Annotated in this window: 17 protein-coding genes; 7 read left to right on the top strand and 10 right to left on the bottom strand. The window is 58.9% G+C overall.

The window, feature by feature from the left end:
* Window positions 1-9: 9 nt before the first annotated feature.
* Window positions 10-348, bottom strand: a complete 339-nt coding sequence (locus tag ACR0KS_RS17215) for a P-II family nitrogen regulator (RefSeq protein WP_170388666.1) — start codon at window positions 346-348, stop codon at window positions 10-12.
* A 259-nt stretch (window positions 349-607) separates the two neighbouring features.
* On the opposite strand from ACR0KS_RS17215, the gene ACR0KS_RS17210 reads away from it, so the two are divergent.
* Entirely contained in the window at window positions 608-2,782 is a 2,175-nt protein-coding gene (locus tag ACR0KS_RS17210) for a PBP1A family penicillin-binding protein (protein ID WP_170567496.1), read from the top strand.
* Between the two features lie 60 nt (window positions 2,783-2,842).
* On the opposite strand, the gene leuB is transcribed toward ACR0KS_RS17210, so the two are convergent.
* Together leuB and ACR0KS_RS17200 are read right to left on the bottom strand one after the other, a co-directional pair.
* The gene (gene leuB / locus ACR0KS_RS17205) at window positions 2,843-3,946 is read right to left on the bottom strand and encodes a 3-isopropylmalate dehydrogenase (protein WP_170567498.1); all 1,104 of its coding nucleotides are present in this window, start codon (window positions 3,944-3,946) and stop codon (window positions 2,843-2,845) included.
* Between the two features lie 141 nt (window positions 3,947-4,087).
* Window positions 4,088-4,981 (bottom strand): LysR family transcriptional regulator, encoded by an 894-nt coding sequence (locus ACR0KS_RS17200; RefSeq protein ID WP_170567500.1) that lies wholly within the window; start codon window positions 4,979-4,981, stop codon window positions 4,088-4,090.
* 85 nt (window positions 4,982-5,066) lie between these two features.
* Between ACR0KS_RS17200 and ACR0KS_RS17195 the strand changes: the two genes are divergently transcribed.
* Window positions 5,067-5,966, top strand: a complete 900-nt coding sequence (locus ACR0KS_RS17195; protein WP_170567502.1) for a Rossmann-fold NAD(P)-binding domain-containing protein — start codon at window positions 5,067-5,069, stop codon at window positions 5,964-5,966.
* Window positions 5,967-5,972: 6 nt separating this feature from the next.
* Here the strand turns inward: ACR0KS_RS17195 and ACR0KS_RS17190 are convergent, their stop codons facing one another.
* The 5 genes from ACR0KS_RS17190 to leuC form a co-directional block, all read right to left on the bottom strand.
* Window positions 5,973-7,001, bottom strand: a complete 1,029-nt coding sequence (locus ACR0KS_RS17190) for an endonuclease/exonuclease/phosphatase family protein (RefSeq protein ID WP_170567504.1) — start codon at window positions 6,999-7,001, stop codon at window positions 5,973-5,975.
* On the bottom strand, window positions 6,998-7,828 hold the full coding sequence (locus ACR0KS_RS17185) for a hypothetical protein (protein WP_170388672.1): 831 nt from the start codon (window positions 7,826-7,828) through the stop codon (window positions 6,998-7,000). Before ACR0KS_RS17185 ends, ACR0KS_RS17190 begins: the two co-directional genes overlap by 4 nt.
* A gap of 329 nt (window positions 7,829-8,157) precedes the next feature.
* Window positions 8,158-8,763: a 3-isopropylmalate dehydratase small subunit gene (gene leuD / locus ACR0KS_RS17180; protein WP_170486147.1), complete on the bottom strand. Its 606-nt coding sequence runs from the start codon at window positions 8,761-8,763 to the stop codon at window positions 8,158-8,160.
* Window positions 8,764-8,805: 42 nt separating this feature from the next.
* Window positions 8,806-9,360, bottom strand: coding sequence for a DUF308 domain-containing protein (locus ACR0KS_RS17175; RefSeq protein WP_170388674.1), 555 nt, complete (start codon window positions 9,358-9,360; stop codon window positions 8,806-8,808).
* A gap of 38 nt (window positions 9,361-9,398) precedes the next feature.
* On the bottom strand, window positions 9,399-10,802 hold the full coding sequence (gene leuC / locus ACR0KS_RS17170) for a 3-isopropylmalate dehydratase large subunit (RefSeq protein WP_170486146.1): 1,404 nt from the start codon (window positions 10,800-10,802) through the stop codon (window positions 9,399-9,401).
* A gap of 252 nt (window positions 10,803-11,054) precedes the next feature.
* Here leuC and ACR0KS_RS17165 point away from each other — a divergent pair, with 252 nt between their 5' ends.
* From ACR0KS_RS17165 to ACR0KS_RS17150, 4 genes are all read left to right on the top strand, one after another.
* Window positions 11,055-12,404 (top strand): mechanosensitive ion channel domain-containing protein, encoded by a 1,350-nt coding sequence (locus tag ACR0KS_RS17165; RefSeq protein WP_170567506.1) that lies wholly within the window; start codon window positions 11,055-11,057, stop codon window positions 12,402-12,404.
* A 164-nt stretch (window positions 12,405-12,568) separates the two neighbouring features.
* Window positions 12,569-12,928, top strand: coding sequence for a ribosome silencing factor (gene rsfS / locus ACR0KS_RS17160; RefSeq protein WP_039525373.1), 360 nt, complete (start codon window positions 12,569-12,571; stop codon window positions 12,926-12,928).
* Window positions 12,929-12,972: 44 nt separating this feature from the next.
* Window positions 12,973-13,443 (top strand): 23S rRNA (pseudouridine(1915)-N(3))-methyltransferase RlmH, encoded by a 471-nt coding sequence (rlmH, locus tag ACR0KS_RS17155; protein WP_170567508.1) that lies wholly within the window; start codon window positions 12,973-12,975, stop codon window positions 13,441-13,443.
* A gap of 1 nt (window position 13,444) precedes the next feature.
* Window positions 13,445-13,930 (top strand): NAD(P)H-dependent oxidoreductase, encoded by a 486-nt coding sequence (locus ACR0KS_RS17150; protein ID WP_170567509.1) that lies wholly within the window; start codon window positions 13,445-13,447, stop codon window positions 13,928-13,930.
* Window positions 13,931-13,932: 2 nt separating this feature from the next.
* On the opposite strand, the gene ACR0KS_RS17145 is transcribed toward ACR0KS_RS17150, so the two are convergent.
* Both ACR0KS_RS17145 and ACR0KS_RS17140 read right to left on the bottom strand, forming a co-directional pair.
* Window positions 13,933-14,280 carry a hypothetical protein gene (locus ACR0KS_RS17145; RefSeq protein WP_170567511.1) on the bottom strand — a complete coding sequence of 116 codons (348 nt, stop codon included), beginning with the start codon at window positions 14,278-14,280 and terminating at the stop codon, window positions 13,933-13,935.
* A 35-nt stretch (window positions 14,281-14,315) separates the two neighbouring features.
* Window positions 14,316-15,014, bottom strand: coding sequence for a DUF599 domain-containing protein (locus ACR0KS_RS17140; protein ID WP_170486141.1), 699 nt, complete (start codon window positions 15,012-15,014; stop codon window positions 14,316-14,318).
* An 81-nt stretch (window positions 15,015-15,095) separates the two neighbouring features.
* On the opposite strand from ACR0KS_RS17140, the gene ACR0KS_RS17135 reads away from it, so the two are divergent.
* Window positions 15,096-16,535 (top strand): FAD-linked oxidase C-terminal domain-containing protein, encoded by a 1,440-nt coding sequence (locus ACR0KS_RS17135; protein WP_170388683.1) that lies wholly within the window; start codon window positions 15,096-15,098, stop codon window positions 16,533-16,535.
* The last annotated feature ends 11 nt before the right edge of the window (window positions 16,536-16,546 follow it).

Genomic DNA, 16,546 nt, shown 5'->3' with positions numbered 1-16,546 from the left:
TGGGGGCGCTTACAGCGCCTCTTCGTTCGTTTCCCCGGTCCGCACGCGCAGGGCCTGCTCGACATCGAGGACGAAAATCTTGCCATCGCCGATCTTGCCGGTCTTGGCGGTTTTGGTGATGGTCTCGACGATCTGGTCGGCCATCGCAGCGGGAACTACGATCTCCAGTTTGATCTTGGGTACGAAGTTCACGGCGTATTCGGCCCCGCGATAGATTTCCGTGTGACCCGATTGCGAGCCGAAGCCCTTGATTTCGGTCACCATCATGCCGCGCACGCCAGCGTCGGTCAGTGCTTCGCGCACCTCCTCGAGCTTGAACGGCTTGATTGTCGCGATGATCAGTTTCACGTTAGTCCCCTCTGCTTCTCCGGTCTGTCCGGTCGGTTTGCACTCGCAGAAAAAGAGCGCGCCTGACCGCAGTAAGGAACGATTCAGGGGGGCGGACGCTGGGGAAAATAGTGGCAAGGTGCACAATTTTTGCACAAATACGGCGCAATGATTAAAAATTGAGCAAATTGAGGAAGGCTTTTAGACGTATTTCATACCTCTACTTCATCTGTGTGGCAGGGTATGGTGCCTCAAAACGATAACCGGGCAGAGCTTGAGCATGACTGAGTCCAGGCGCGGCAAGAAACCTCTTGTTGCGGACAAACGATACCCGTCGAAGGGGCGAAAATCCTCGGCGTCAAAGCGCGCCGCAGGCAAGAAGGCGACTGCGCGAAAGACAACGACCCGCAGAACGGCCCGCAAGAAAACACGCAAGTCCAACAAGAACGGCGGCGGGTTTTTCCGCCGTATGTTCCGCTGGCTTTGGCGGCTGGTCTGGGGTGTGACCTGGCGGGTTGGCGCGGTCTGTGCCCTGCTGCTGGCGCTTGCGATAGGGGTTGTCTATAGCACGTTGCCTGATGTTGACGCCTTGCTGGATGGTCGTGCGCGCGGATCGGTCACGATGCTGGACCGCGACGGCAAGGTATTTGCGTGGCGTGGTGATCAGTTCGGCGGAGTCATTACGGCCGATACGGTGTCTCCGCACCTCAAGCACGCGGTCATCGCGACTGAGGATAAGCGATTCTATCGCCATTTCGGTGTCAGCCCGCGCGGGGTTGCCAGCGCCGTGCGCATCAACTTGAGCGAAGGCCGGGGGCCGCTGTCGGGCCATGGCGGTTCGACCATCACGCAGCAGACGGCCAAGCTGCTGTGTCTGGGTGTTCCTTATGATCCGGCTGATTGGGAGTCCGAGGCCGCCTACGAAGCTGACTGTCGTCAGGGCTCGTTGTGGCGCAAGGCGAAGGAAGCCGTTTACGCGATGGCGATGGAGGTCAAATACTCCAAGGACGAAATCCTCACCATCTATCTGAATCGGGCGTTCCTTGGCGCAGGCGCGCGAGGGTTCGAGGCCGCCAGCCAGCGGTATTTCGGAATTTCGGCCGCCGAGGTGTCCCCGTCCGAGGCCGCGATGCTGGCGGGCCTTCTGGTCGCGCCGACCCGGTATGCGCCGACGAACAACCTGCAACGCTCGCAGGATCGGGCGCGTTTGGTCGTCGGATTGATGGAGGATCAGGGATACCTTTCCCCCGCGCAGGCCAGCGAAGCCCGCACCCGTCCCGCGGAACTGTCCGAAGCCGCCGCCGCGCGTGCAGGTGGGTATTTCGCCGATTGGGTCATGGCCAGCGGGCCCGAGTTCTTTACCCGCAACACCACCGAGGATGTGGTGATCCGGACGACTCTGGATCAGCGCCTGCAGAAATCGGCGGAGGAGGCGCTGCAATACATCTTTCAGGAAAAAGTTCGCGAAGGGTCCAAGGCGCAGGCCGCGATTGTTGTGATGTCCGCAGATGGGGCGGTGCGTGCCATGGTCGGCGGTCGCAAGACGCGTGTATCAGGTGCGTTCAATCGCGCGACGCAGGCATTGCGACAGACCGGATCATCCTTCAAACCCTTCGTGTACGCGACAGCGTTGGAGCTTGGGTATTCTCCGCTGGATACGGTCGTGGATGAGCCCTATTGCATCAATATCCCCGGTTCGGGCCAGTGGTGCCCCAAGAATTATACCAACAAGTTCTATGGCCGGGTTACGCTTGCGGATGCGTTGAAGAACTCGCTGAACATCCCGGCCGTCAAAGTGGCTGAGGTCGCGGGGCTTGAAAACGTGCGCACCGTTGCCAGCGGGTTTGGGATTGCCAATGATCTGGCCGAAGGACCGGCCCTTGCTCTGGGCGCGTCGGAAAGCACCCTGATCGAGATGACCGGGGCTTATGCGGGTATCCTGAACGGTGGCTCGTCCGTGGAACCTTATGGTCTGACCGAGTTAAAGTTGCTGGGTGATCAGACGCCCGTCATGGTGACGACGACCGGCATCGGAGAGCGTGTCATCAACGACAAGGCGGCCAAGCAACTGACATGGATGATGGAGCGCGTGGTCTCGGAAGGCACGGGTGCGCGGGCGCAGCTTCCGGGCTGGCAGGTGGCGGGCAAGACCGGCACAACTCAGGCCGCGCGCGATGCGTGGTTCATCGGGTTCACGGCGGATTACGTGGCGGGTGTCTGGATGGGCTATGACGATAATACGCCACTTTCAGGTGTCACCGGCGGCGGGTTGCCTGCGGAAATCTGGAAGGAAACCATGCTGCGCGTGACCGAAGGGATGACCCCGACGCCCTTGCCGATGCTGGCCCCGGACCCGCCCGTGCGAACCGCGCAGCCACGGCAGCAACGTCGTAGGCAGGGCAACGGGTTCGAGAATGCCATTAACAACCTGTTGAACAATATCTTCGGCAACTGATCGGGTAAAGAAAAAGGCGGCGCGCTTGGCACCGCCTTTGAAATGCGTTTGGCCGCCTGATCAGACGGTTTCGTTCAGCGCCGCCAGAATCGCGTCGCCCATTTCGGTGGTCGAGACCGGCTGCACGCCTTCTTCGGCCAGCAGATCGGCGGTGCGGACACCATCGGCCAGAACCTTCTCGATTGCCGCTTCCAGACGGTCAGCCTCGGCCCCCTGATCAAAGCTATAGCGCAGCGCCATGGCAAAGCTTAGGATACAGGCGATCGGGTTCGCTTTGCCCTGACCTGCGATATCGGGGGCCGAGCCGTGGACGGGTTCGTACATTGCCTTGGGGCGGCCATTGGCCATCGGTGCGCCCAGCGACGCGGATGGCAGCATCCCCAGCGAGCCGGTCAGCATCGCCGCACAATCCGACAGGATGTCGCCGAACAGGTTGTCGGTGACGATCACGTCGAACTGCTTGGGTGCGCGTACAAGCTGCATTGCGCCATTGTCGGCATACATATGGGTCAGCTCGACCTCAGGGTAATCCTCGGCCACGCGATCCACGACCTCGCGCCACAGAATGCCCGATTCCATGACGTTGGCTTTCTCCATCGAGCACAGCTTCTTGTTCCGGCGCATCGCCAGTTCAAAAGCCGAGCGCGCGGCGCGTTCGATCTCGGATTCGGTGTAACGCTGGGTGTTGATGCCCACGCGTTCGTTGCCTTCTTCAAAGATGCCGCGCGGCTCTCCGAAATAGACGCCCGAGGTCAGCTCGCGCACGATCATGATGTCCAGACCGGCGACGATGTCCTTTTTCAGCGATGAGAAATCAGCCAGCGCGTCAAAGCACTGCGCCGGGCGCAGGTTGGAAAACAGGTCCATTTCCTTGCGCAGGCGCAGCAGCCCGCGTTCAGGCTTTACGCTGAAATCCAGATCGTCATATTTCGGGCCGCCAACCGCGCCCAGCAGCACCGCGTCAACCTCTTGCGCTTTGGCCATGGTCTCGTCCGACAGGGGCTTGCCATGGGCGTCATAGGCGGCACCGCCGACCAGATCCTCGCTCACGTCGAACGCCAGACCGCGGTTCGCGCCGAACCAGTCGATGATGCGGCGGACTTCGGCCATAACTTCGGGGCCAATACCGTCTCCGGGCAGGATCAGCAGCGAGGGGTTGGACATGAAGGATCTCCTTGCGTTTCGTCGCAATGGCCCTAGCGCCTGCGCCGCATCGGGTCAATGAGACGAACAGGCCAAAACAAACAGAGTCGACGGGAATCTCGGTTTCCGTGACGAAACGGCACGGTCATAGCAGGTTCACCGTCAAAGACTGGCCTTCAGACCATCGGCAAGCAGATCCCAAACCCGCCGGATTCGCGGGGTTTGGCGCATCGCCTGCGGAGCGGCCAGCCACACGGGAAGTACCGGGATTTCCACGTCCAGCGGCAGGATTTCGACCAAGGGGTCTGCCTCGGCAACATGCGTCTGGGTAAACCCAATTCCGCAGCCGGCCCGGATCAGTTCCCAATATGCGCTCTGAAGGTCGCAACGGGTCGCGAAATTGTCCCGGCTCGCGGGCCAGCCTTTGTTGTGCATCTCTTTGATGATCTGCTCATTGGCGTCAAAGCCGACCAGATCGTGATTGAACAAGTCTGCGGGTTCTGCCGGGCGGCCTGCTCGGTCCAGATAAGACCGGGCCGCGCAAAAGCACATGCGCACGTCGCCCAGATACCTTGAGACGATGTCGACCTGCTCGGGGCGATACATGCGAACTGCAATATCAGCCTCGCGATACAGCAGGTTTTCGACCGTGTCCGTTGCGACCAGTTCAAGCTGTATCGCCGGTTCTTGCTTGCGGATTTGCGCCATGATGGGCGGCAGAAGATGATGGGCTGCAAAAACCGAAGTGGTTATGCGCACTGTCCCTTCCAATTGTTGCGACTGGCCTGCCGCGGTCAGGCTGATCGCGCTCATGGCAGAGTTTATCTGCTGCGCCATAGGCAGCAGTTGCGCTCCGACGTCACTCAGCCTCAGACCGCGCGCATGTCGATCAAAAAGAGATACGCCCAACTCGTCCTCAAGCGCGTGAATTTGTCGGCCTAGCGTCGGCTGGCTTCGCTCTAACCGCCGGGCTGCCGCAGATAGTGAACCGGTTTCAGCTACGGCCAGAAAGCTTTGGATCAGGGACCAGTCGGACGGGGTGATGAGTCTATCCATTCATGAATGAATACACGTTCTGCACATGCAGGCAATTCCCATATCCCTTTGAATGGATCAGTGTTGAGAGTGACAGGAGGTTGCCATGACACAAACAGCACTGATCTTGGGCGCAACAGGCCGGTTCGGGCGCAATAGCGCCGAAGCATTTCGCAAAGCGGGTTGGTCGGTCCGCAGTTTTGACCGCAAATCGCAGGACTTGAAGCAATCCGCAGAAGGAGCCAGCATCATCGTAAATGCCTGGAATCCACCCTACCCGGACTGGGCCGGGCTGGTGCCAAAGTTACATCGACAAGTTATCGACGCAGCCGAACACTCCGGAGCGACAGTGATCGTTCCCGGCAACGTGTATGTCTTTGGGGCTTCTACGCCTTTGCCGTGGTCAAGTTCTTCACCCCATTTGGCTGAGAATCCGCTGGGCAGGATCAGGGTCGAGATGGAAGACGCCTACCGCAGTTCCTCGGTCAAGACGATCATCTTGAGGGCAGGAGATTTCATCGACACCTGCGCGTCAGGCAACTGGTTCGATCAGGTTTTGATCAAGCGTTTGTCAAAGGGGCAACTGGTGTATCCGGGTCGGCCTGACATTGCCCATTCCTGGGCCTATTTGCCGGATCTCGCCCGAGCCGCCGTTGCCCTGGCTGAGATACGAGACGACCTGCCGCGTTTTAGCGACGTGCCGTTTGCAGGTTACACCCTGACAGGAACGGAACTGGCGCAATCGCTATCGCGGGTGACGGGTCAGCGCGTGCGGGCAAAGCGCATGAACTGGTGGCCGATTCACCTGAGCCGAATGTTCTGGAACCTTGCGCCGCATCTGATCGAAATGCGCTATCTATGGGATGCGCCGCATTGTCTAGACGCAGAGGCTTTCAACGAACTGGTGCCGGGGTTCACGCATACTGATCTGGATGAGGCCATAAACACGGCCATTTCGGACAGGCAACCTGGGCTGTATTCCACCGCTACCACGGCCAGAGTTTAAGTGGTTTCAGGGCGCGGCCAGTTCGACCCATACGAGGCGATGTCTGCTGGCAGTCTCGGCCGCCGCGCGCAGGTCTGATCCGGGCGCTGGCCAGAACACTCCGGCATCCACGACACGCAAGTCAGACGAGGGCAATACGTAGTCCACGCGCATGTCCCCGACGCCCTTCCACACGACCGTGGTCTCTTTTCCGGTTGAATCTTCTGGTACGGGGTCTTGCAAGCGCGGGTCGCTCAATAGCTGCCGAATTGCCTCTTTTCGCCCCTCGCCGCGGTCGGGGTCGAGGTTCGCATCCCCCGCAAGAACGAATGATCCCGTAGGCGCCTGAGTGATCTCGCCGTCCAAAAGGGACATCCAAAAGCGAATCTCGTCTCGGTTGCGAAGTCCGTTCCGATCCTCCGGCCCGTCAAAAACTGGGGGAGCGGCGTGAAACGTCATCAGATCGACAACTCCGATCGGTGTTTCGATGGGCACAAGCCAGTGTGCGGTGGATGACAGGCGTTGAATATTCTGCGCTTCGTCCGAGGGAAAAGCTGCCGAACCCTTGTGGGGAAGCTGGGCGCCGGGAAGATCCCGCCACAGCAAATCTGTAAAATCCCGAACGTTTTCGGTCTGGATGGGATAGCGCGACAGGACCGCAAGGCCGCCATGCCCCGTGAACCGGCCCCAGCCCTGTGCATCGCCCGGACCATGTGTTCGACCATCGCCATCCATATCCAGATCGGTTTCAAGCCCCGAATTTGGCCGTGCCGTAAATTGATGAGGGTAGTCCAGACCGGCCTGGCGCAGCCGCTCGGTCAGCGCAGCTAGGGTCTGTCCATGAAAATCCCAGTCGATCCCCTGCAGGGCGACAATATCGGGGTGTGACGCCACCAGGACTTCGATGACAGCTTTGGCCTGCGCGTCTCCGCGCTGAATGTCGCGCAGCAGCAGGCCCGGCCCCTTGCGGCTGAGTTCAGTGTTGAACGTAGCAACGCGCACGGTTTCTGCCTGCGCCATCAGAGGCAGCCAAAGCAGGACAAGAATTCGGATCATGCGGTCTGAGTGGACTCGGCTGTGGAATAGGCGCGGCGTTTTTCAACGATCAGGTTCGCGATGCGCAGGGTAGCCATACCGCGCATGATCATGCTGGCGGGCAGGAAAGCCCATGCGCTCATGGTCCAGATCAGGGTCTGAGGATTGCTGAGCGAAATGGGATCGACATAGTTCGTCAGCATTTTGATCATCGCTGGGATCAGGAAGGGCAGCAGCACGCCGATCGAGATGTTGAGCCGGCCGTCGCGCTGAAGGCGCGTCACCACGTCACCGCCCTGCGTCGGATCGAACAAGGGCAGGTTGGTCCAGACGTTGAAAGCACCGTTTCCGGTGGGCCAGCCACGTAATTTCACCGCGTAGGCAAAGCTGCCGATCGTGACCAACGCGGTCAGGTACGCGACGCTGGCGGATATGCGCACCAGTTCGATAAGGGGCGCACTGGCATCTCCGGGCAACATCAGAACGATCAGCCGCACCGGTGAATACGGAAAGTCGACCACATTCGCCAAGCTGAATCCTATCGAATAAAACAGGGCGGTAAGCTGTGTGGGCAGATATGCGTTTTTGCAGATCAGGGTCAAAAACATGATCATCGTGACCAGCCCGACAAAGCGCAAACGGTTCACAGGCGGAGCATCGCGGAATTCGATAAAGCTGGGAAAGGCCGAGTTATATTCAGCAAAGGTCAGGAAAAACGCGAGAATGGCGAGAAACACGACGATCTCGGTCCCATTCGTTGACGATGCGGGCAAATACAACGCGGGGGTCAGCACAATCAGTGCAACCAATAATCCCCGAATTGCCGCCCCTGTTGTGCGCGCAATCACTATCCGAACCCTTTCAAACTGGATCGGTCGGTTCTTTGCCGACTTCAATTCCAACTTGTGCCCGCCGTTTGTTTTTTGACGGATGCCTCTATAGCGCCAACACTGGCCCCGTTAGGCACTGCGCTCAAGCCAAGGTGCAGAAAACACTTGATTTTGGGCAAAATGATGGCAAAACTGGTGCGGGTTTGCATCATTCCTGACGCAAATCCGACGTGTAATTTAGCATTGCCGCTACATGTTGTGGTTGCCGCAAATTCAACCCCTAGAATGCGAAAGGGGCCGCCGAAGCGACCCCTTTAGGTTGAGTACCCACAGAATCATCCACAGAATCAAACCCAGGGGCGGGCCTGACTTGCGTGCTCCTCGAACTTGTCGATGTGATGTTCTTTCTCCATCGACAGGCCGATATCGTCCAGGCCGTTCAGCAGGCAGTGCTTGCGGTGCGGGTCGATGTCGAACTCGATCACGACGCCATCGGACGTGGTGATCTGCTGATCTTCCAGATGCACGGTCATGCGGGCGTTTTCACCCTTGTGCGCGTCATCCATTAGGATCGCGTGGTGTTCGTCCGCAACCACGATGGGCAGGATGCCGTTCTTGAAGCAGTTGTTGAAAAAGATGTCGGCAAAGCTGGTCGAGATCACAACCTTGATGCCGAAATCCTTGATCGCCCAAGGTGCGTGTTCACGCGACGAGCCGCAGCCAAAATTGTCGCCTGCGACCAAAATCTCAGTTTCACGATACGCGGGTTTGTTCAGGACGAATTCTTCGTTTTCCTGCCCGTCGTCGTGATAGCGCATTTCGTCAAACAGAACGACGCCGAGTCCGGACCGCTTGATCGTTTTCAGGTGCACTTTCGGGATGATCATATCGGTGTCGATATTGATCAATGGCATTGGGGCGGCCACCCCGTGGACTTTTTCAAACTTTTCCATGTTCACACTCCTGCGGGAGAGGGCCGACCCCGTGCCCCGCGTTTAAGCTTGTTTCGCTTCAGTTGTTGCGTCGTTGGGGGCGTTCTTGACGAAGAACGCCATGAAGACCAAACCGAACCCGTTGAACAGCATCTCAATCCCCAGGAAGATGCCCAGAATGCTCATCAGCACTGCCGGTTCACTTCCTACATAACTCCAGATGATGCCCGCGAGGACGATCGACAAGATGCCTGAGATGATCGTCGGCCAGAAATACTGCGTTCCGCGCATCTGGAACGACAGAATGACCCGCGCGATGCCGCCTGCCATGAACAGGATCAGCATGACCATCGCCAGGGTGAGCGTTCCGGCCAGCGGCTGAGACATGAAGTTCCAGCCAAGAAACAGCATCACGGCACCCATGATAAGCGACAGAATCTTGTTGCCGGCTCCTTCAACCGTAAAACCGCCGACAACTTGCAGCGCGCCTGAAATCAGCAGAAACACTCCGGTCACTACTGTCACAGCTATCGAAGCCACCACCGGTGCGCCCAGCACAAAGATGCCAAACGCAATCGAAAGCAGCCCCAACAAGAGCCATTTGACCCAATCACTCATCTCAGTCTCTCCCTCAAATATTCAGATATGAGGGTAGCTTACATCAATTCGCGGACGTCTGTCAGCCGTCCTGTTATCGCGGCAGCGGCAGCCATCGCGGGGCTCAGCAAGTGGGTGCGTCCACCCCGTCCCTGACGGCCTTCAAAGTTGCGGTTCGAGGTCGCGGCACAGCGCTCGCCCGGTTGCAACTGGTCGGGGTTCATCGCCAGACACATCGAACATCCCGCCAAACGCCATTCAAACCCGGCCTCTTTGAAGACGTCTGCCAGACCTTCTTCCTCGGCCTGAGCGCGCACCAGACCCGAGCCGGGTACGACCATGGCGCGCAACCCGTCCTTGATCTTTTTGCCTTTCAGGATTTCAGCCGCAGCGCGCAGGTCTTCGATCCGACCGTTGGTGCAGGAACCGATAAAGACCGTGTCGATCTCGACATCGCTCAGCTTTTGACCGGCTTCCAGACCCATGTATTCGATCGACCGGCGGGCCGCGTCGACCTTGCCGCCTTCAAAATCTTCGGGGTTTGGCACGGTCGCTGTGATCGGCAGCACATCTTCGGGGCTGGTGCCCCAGGTCACGACGGGCGCGATATCTTCGCCGCGCAGGGTGATGACCTTGTCAAAATGCGCATCCTCATCGGTATAGAGCGTTTTCCACCAGGCCAGAGCCGCTTCCCATTGTGCGCCCTTCGGGGCGTGGGGGCGGCCTTTGACATATTCAAAGGTGGTCTCATCCGGGGCGATCAGACCAGCGCGGGCGCCGCCTTCGATGGCCATGTTGCAAACGGTCATGCGGCCTTCCATCGACAGATCGCGGATCGCTTCGCCGCAATATTCGATGACATAGCCGGTGCCGCCAGCCGTGCCGGTTTCCCCGATCACGGCCAGAGTGATGTCCTTGGCGGTCACACCCGGCTGCAATTTGCCGGTGATTTCCACCTTCATGTTCTTGGATTTCTTCTGGATCAGGGTCTGCGTGGCCAGAACGTGTTCGACCTCGGACGTGCCGATGCCGTGGGCCAACGCGCCGAACGCGCCGTGGGTGGCGGTGTGGCTATCGCCGCAGACAACGGTCATGCCGGGCAGCGTCCAGCCCTGTTCGGGTCCAACGATGTGGACGATGCCCTGACGGACGTCGTTCACAGGATAGTAGTGAATACCGAAATCCTTGGCGTTCTTGTCCAGTGCTTCAACCTGAATACGCGATTCCGGGTTCTCGATCCCGTTTACTCGATCAGGCGTGGTTGGAACGTTGTGGTCCGGCACCGCGATGGTTTTCTCGGGCGCGCGCACCTCACGACCGGCCATGCGCAGCCCTTCAAAGGCTTGCGGGCTGGTGACTTCGTGCACCAGGTGGCGGTCGATATACAGCAGGCAGGTGCCATCATCGGCTTCGTGCGCGACATGGGCATCCCAGATCTTGTCATAGAGTGTTTTGGGGGACATCGGTCCTCTCCCGTATTGTAATGAGAAATAGCTGGCGAGTGGCTGGGCCGCTTATAGGCGGGCCAGAACCGTGCGGGCGGCCCCAAAGAACCGTTCACGCAGGCGCGTGCGGTCTTGCAACGTCGGAGCTGGGGCCAAATCGAGTCTCATGCGCACCAGATATATCGCGTCTTCCCGTCAATCAAGGTTCAAAACCGCGTCAGGCTTGCATCAATGGACTTTGCTGTCCAAGCTATCGGTTAGGAGACGTGAATGAACCAAGACCTGATCCCAAGTTCGCTGTCGGACCTTTACGATGACATGGTCGCGGCCTTTTCCTCTCAGTTTGAAAACTTTGCCGAACTGATCGTCACACCGGGCTGGCGGCAATACCAGCTTGTGATCATCCTGTTTCTTTGGGGTCTTGCTTTTGTTCTCAAGCTGTTGACCCAAGGTCGATGGGAGTCATGGGCGCGGTCTCGCACCGGGTGGCCGAAATGGAGGCTGCGTGTTCTCGTCCAGTTGATGCAGCGCCTGACGCTGGTCTATTTCGTGGTTCTGTCTTGGGCGTTGTACCTTGTGATGCAGCAGATCACATGGCCTTCGCGTAGCTATATCATAGGCGTGATCGCAACGCTGGCTGCTGCGTGGCTGGCGATTGCTTTGGTGGCCCGATTGGTGCGCAACCGAACGCTGCGACGAATCTTCAAATGGGCGATGTGGATCTACGCGACGCTTGTGGCCCTGAACCTGACTGACGACGTGGCCGGGTTTCTGGACGGCGTGGCGATCTCGATCGGTGACCTGCATATCTCGGCACTGGGGATTATCAAGGCGGTTCTGCTGATCGGCATTCTTCTGACACTGGCGCGTGTTGGAACCCGCGCGGCCGAACGCGGTTTGATGAGGAATGATGACATCACCCCGTCGATGCAGGTGCTGTTGGCGAAGGGCATTCAGGTGCTTCTATACGGCGCGGTCTTTCTGGCCGCGATCCGCACGCTGGGGTTTGACCTGACCGGTATCGCGCTGTTGTCCGGGGCCATTGGTGTGGGGATCGGGTTCGGGCTGCAAAAGGTCGTGTCGAACCTGATCTCGGGGATCATCATCCTGATGGACCGCTCGATCAAGCCGGGCGACGTGATCTCTTTGGGCGATACGTTCGGTTGGATCAACGCGCTGGGCGCGCGCTATGTGTCGGTGGTGACTCGCGACGGGCGGGAATACCTGATCCCGAACGAGGACCTGATCACCAATCAGGTTGTAAACTGGTCGCATTCCGACAAATTCGTGCGGCTGGACCTGGAGTTTGGCACAAGTTACGAAGACGACCCCCACAAGGTGCGCGCGACGTCAATCAGCGCGGTAAAATCCGTGTCACGGGTGCTGAGCGGCGGGTCTCATGAGCCGGTTTGTCATATCACGGGGTTCGGAGACAGCAGTGTGGACTATGTCCTGCGCTTCTGGATCAGCGACCCGACAAAGGGGCTGACCAATATCCGGGGGAACGTCTACCTGGCGCTATGGGATGCGTTCCAGTCAGAAAGTATCTCGATCCCATTCCCGCAGCGCGAAGTGCGCCTGCTGTCAGACGCAGACTCGCAACAGATCGCCAAAGAGTGAACGGACGTTGCGGACCTTTCGCGCCCGTTCATTGAAATGTTGCAATCCGCTTGTTACCTTATTAGTACCCCGGCGCCGGGGATTTGCGGCGCGCAGCAAAGGAGGACTATGTCCTGTCTCTACATACCCAGGCGGGTTTGCCCGCCGATGACGGGGCCAGCGTGATGGCCCACTCTCAGTCAATCAGCGACAAGCTGCTTGAGCGTATCCTTTCCTCACTTTCCGATGACAAGGCCGAAGACGTCGTGCAGATCAACCTGCAGGGCAAATCCTCGGTTGCGGATCACATGGTGATTGCCTCGGGTCGGTCGACCCGTCAGGTCTCGGCCATGGCGGAAAAGCTGACGGATCGGATCAAGCAGGAATTCGGTTTCACCTCGAAGGTCGAAGGTAAGGATGCCGGCGACTGGGTGTTGATCGATACGGGCGACGTAATCGTCCATATCTTCCGCCCCGAAGTGCGTGAATTCTATCAGCTGGAAAAGATGTGGCTGCCTGCGGGTGGCAGCGCCTCAGCGAACTGAGGCGCTATCCCGGCCTGTATTGAAGGGCCGGAGGCGAGAGAAATATGCGGATCAGCATAGTTGCGGTCGGGCGATTGCGCGCCGGACCCGAAAAGACACTGCTTGACGATTACCTGACCAGATTTGACCGGACCGGCCGGAGCTTGGGCCTTGGCCCTGCGCGGGTGATTGAGGTCGAGGACAAGAAAAACGCGGGCATGGGGGCCGAAGCTGCGCTGTTGCGCAAGGCGCTGCCCAAGGGCGCAGTGATCTGCACGCTGGACGAGCGCGGGCGGGTCATGTCCTCGCCTGATTTCGCGAAAAAGCTGGGCGGCTGGCGCGACGCCGGACGGCAGGATCTTGCGTTGATCATCGGCGGGGCGGACGGAATAGACCCTAACCTAAGGGCTGAGGCCGATTTTTCGATCTCGTTCGGGGAGATGGTCTGGCCTCATATGCTGGTCCGTGTGATGTTGTCGGAACAGCTCTATCGGACCGCAACCATCCTGTCGGGCGGTCCCTATCACCGGGTCTGACATGGCGCAGCTTTTGATCGTTTACCATTCACGCACCGGTGGGTCTCGGCAAATGGCCGAGGCTGCGGCTGAAGCCGCGCGCAACGAGGCAGACGTGGTTCTGAAAGCCGCTGGTCAGGCAGGCCCTAAGGATTTGCTGGACGCGGATGGCTATATTTTCTGTGCACCGGAAAATCTGGCCGCAATTTCCGGCGTGATGAAGGATTTCTTTGACCGCAGCTATTACCCGGTTCTGGGCCGGATTGAGGGTCGGCCCTATGCCCAGATGATCTGCGCCGGGTCAGACGGTGAGAATGCAGCCCGTCAGACCGCCCGCATCGCAACCGGCTGGCGGTTGAAAGAGGTGCAGCCGCCTTTGATCATTTGCACCCGCGCGCAGACCCCCGAGGCGATTCTAGCTGAGAAAACTATCCCCGCCGACCAGCTCGAAACCTGCCGTGAGTTAGGTTTGGCCATGGCTGCCGGGTTGCAGATGGGCGTCTTCTGACCTTAATTCAGGTCAACCACAAAAGTCTTTTCCGCCCAGCCATCCACGTTGGTTCGGGCCTGCACCTGCACTTGTGCCGTTCCTTTGGGAATCGCCACACCGCTGAGCGATCGTGTGAAGGGCTGCTCGTTCTCGTGCGGGTGATGCAGCACGCGCATCCCCAGTTCGCCCCCATCCATATCCAGCACCCGCCAGCCATCGGCATAATCATCCCAACCCGTTTCGGGATGCGAGACGGTAACGTCGAATCGCCATGTATCGCCGCTTTGTCTGGCAGTGACGTTTTCAATCACGGGATCATCGGCCAGGGCCGGTGTTGCAAGCAGGGCGGTCAGAACAAGATATCTCATGTTGTGAAGCTACCCTATTGTGAGGGGCCACATGATCACGATCCGGTGTTGAGAAGTACTGTTCGTGAATGCGAGGCAAACTCTCTGCGGTAGAGCATGGCCAGTGTAATCAGCGTGCCGGCGATCAATGCATAAGGTCCCAATATCCACGCCACGGACGCCAAGGCGAAATAGGTGGAGCGCAGACCTCGGTTGAAGCTGCGCGCGGCGGTGACGCAAATCTCGGCGGCTTGGGCAGCACGGGGATAGGCCGCAGGATCGGCTGGTTCATTCGGCACGGCGGCCATCAGCACCGCGCAATAGCCAAACAGCCGATGCGCCCAGACATATTTCAGAAACGCATTTGCCAGAAACAGCAGGATGGTCAGGATCTTGATCTCCCACACCAGCGCAGGGGCTGTCCCCAGCGCAAGATCCTGAGCAAGCCCGGCCAGGCGTTCGGTGTTTCCTAGCAGGGCCAGCCCGCCCCCAATCGCAATCATCGTGGTCGAGGCAAAGAAAGTACTGCCTTGCCGCATCGTCCCCACCACCTGCGCGTCGAACATGCGGGGTTGGCGGGTCACCATTTCCTTCATCCATTCGCGGCGATAGTCGTCCATGATCATGCTGACAGACGGCTTTTGCGGCGAAGGATTCTCGATCCGCCATCCGATCAAAGGCCACGCGCCGATTAGCAGCGCGATGCCGATGAAATCCAGCGGTGAAAACAACAATGACTGATCAATCCAAGACATAAGCGCGACACTAAGTCGTGACGTCACAACTTGCCAGATCGGAAAATTGGTAATATTATTTTACCAAACGGAGGGTCAGCCATGGAAATGCCAACACCAAACCCCGATATTCTGCGGCGCAAGGACGTGGTCCTGCGGCGTCTGCTGCAAGTTCTGCCCGAAGACGCCGTGATCCACGAACCGGCTGAGACGCGGGCCTATGAATGTGATGCGCTGACGGCCTATCGATGCCCTCCGATGCTTGCCGTGCTGCCGTCCACGACCGCCGAGGTCTCGGATGTGCTGCGCATCTGCAACGAAGAAGGCGTTCCGGTCGTTCCGCGTGGCTCGGGGACATCTCTGGCCGGTGGCGCGCTACCAACGGCGGATAGTGTCATTCTGGGTATCGCGCGGATGAATGATGTGCTGGAGGTCGACTATGACAACCGCTTTATCCGCGTTCAGACCGGCCGTACCAACCTGAGCGTGACCGGTGCCGTGGAAGAAGATGATTTCTTCTATGCACCCGATCCTTCGTCGCAACTGGCCTGCGCCATCGCAGGGAATATCGGCATGAATTCCGGCGGCGCACATTGTCTGAAATATGGCGTGACCACGAACAACCTGCTGGGCGTCAAGATGGTGATGATGGATGGCAGCGTGGTCGAGATCGGCGGCGCACATCTGGACGCTGGCGGGCTGGACCTGCTGGGCGTGGTCTGCGGCTCGGAGGGGCAGTTGGGTGTCGTGACCGAGGCCACCCTGCGCATCCTGCGCAAGCCCGAAGGTGCGCGGCCCGTGCTGATGGGGTTCGACGACAATGAGGTGGCCGGGCAATGTGTCTCGGACATCATCAAATCGGGCATTTTGCCGGTGGCAATCGAGTTCATGGATACGCTGTGCATCAAGGCGTGTGAGAACTTCGCCCATGCCGGCTATCCCGATTGCCACGCCTTGCTGATTGTCGAGGTCGAGGGGTCCGAGGCTGAAATCGACTATCAACTGTCGAAGATCATCGAGATTGCCAAACGTCACAACCCGGTCGAATTGCGCGAAAGCCAATCGGCTGAAGAAAGCGCCAAAATCTGGCTGGGACGGAAATCGGCTTTCGGGGCGATGGGCCAGATGAACGATTACATGTGTCTGGATGGCACGATTCCCGTATCCTCTCTGCCCGAAGTGCTGCGCCGGATCGGAGAGTTGAGCGAGGATTACGGATTGCCGGTGGGTAACGTGTTCCATGCAGGTGATGGGAATATGCATCCACTGATCCTGTTTGATGCGAACAAGCCCGGTGACCTTGAGAAATGCGAGGCGTTTGGGGCCGACATCCTCAAACTGTGCGTGGACGTGGGGGGATGCCTGACGGGTGAGCATGGCGTGGGGATCGAAAAGCGGGATCTGATGTCGCACCAATACGCTCCGCAGGACCTTGAGGCGCAGATGGCTGTAAAGGACGTGTTCGATCCGAACTGGCTTTTGAACCCGGCCAAGGTGTTCCCGCTGGATGTCTCCGAAGTCCGCAGGGTCGCCGCTGAGTAGGGGGCGCTGCC

The sequence above is a fragment of the Ruegeria sp. BC7 genome (genome assembly GCF_056539165.1).
This window is presented reverse-complemented; position numbering and strand designations above follow the sequence as displayed.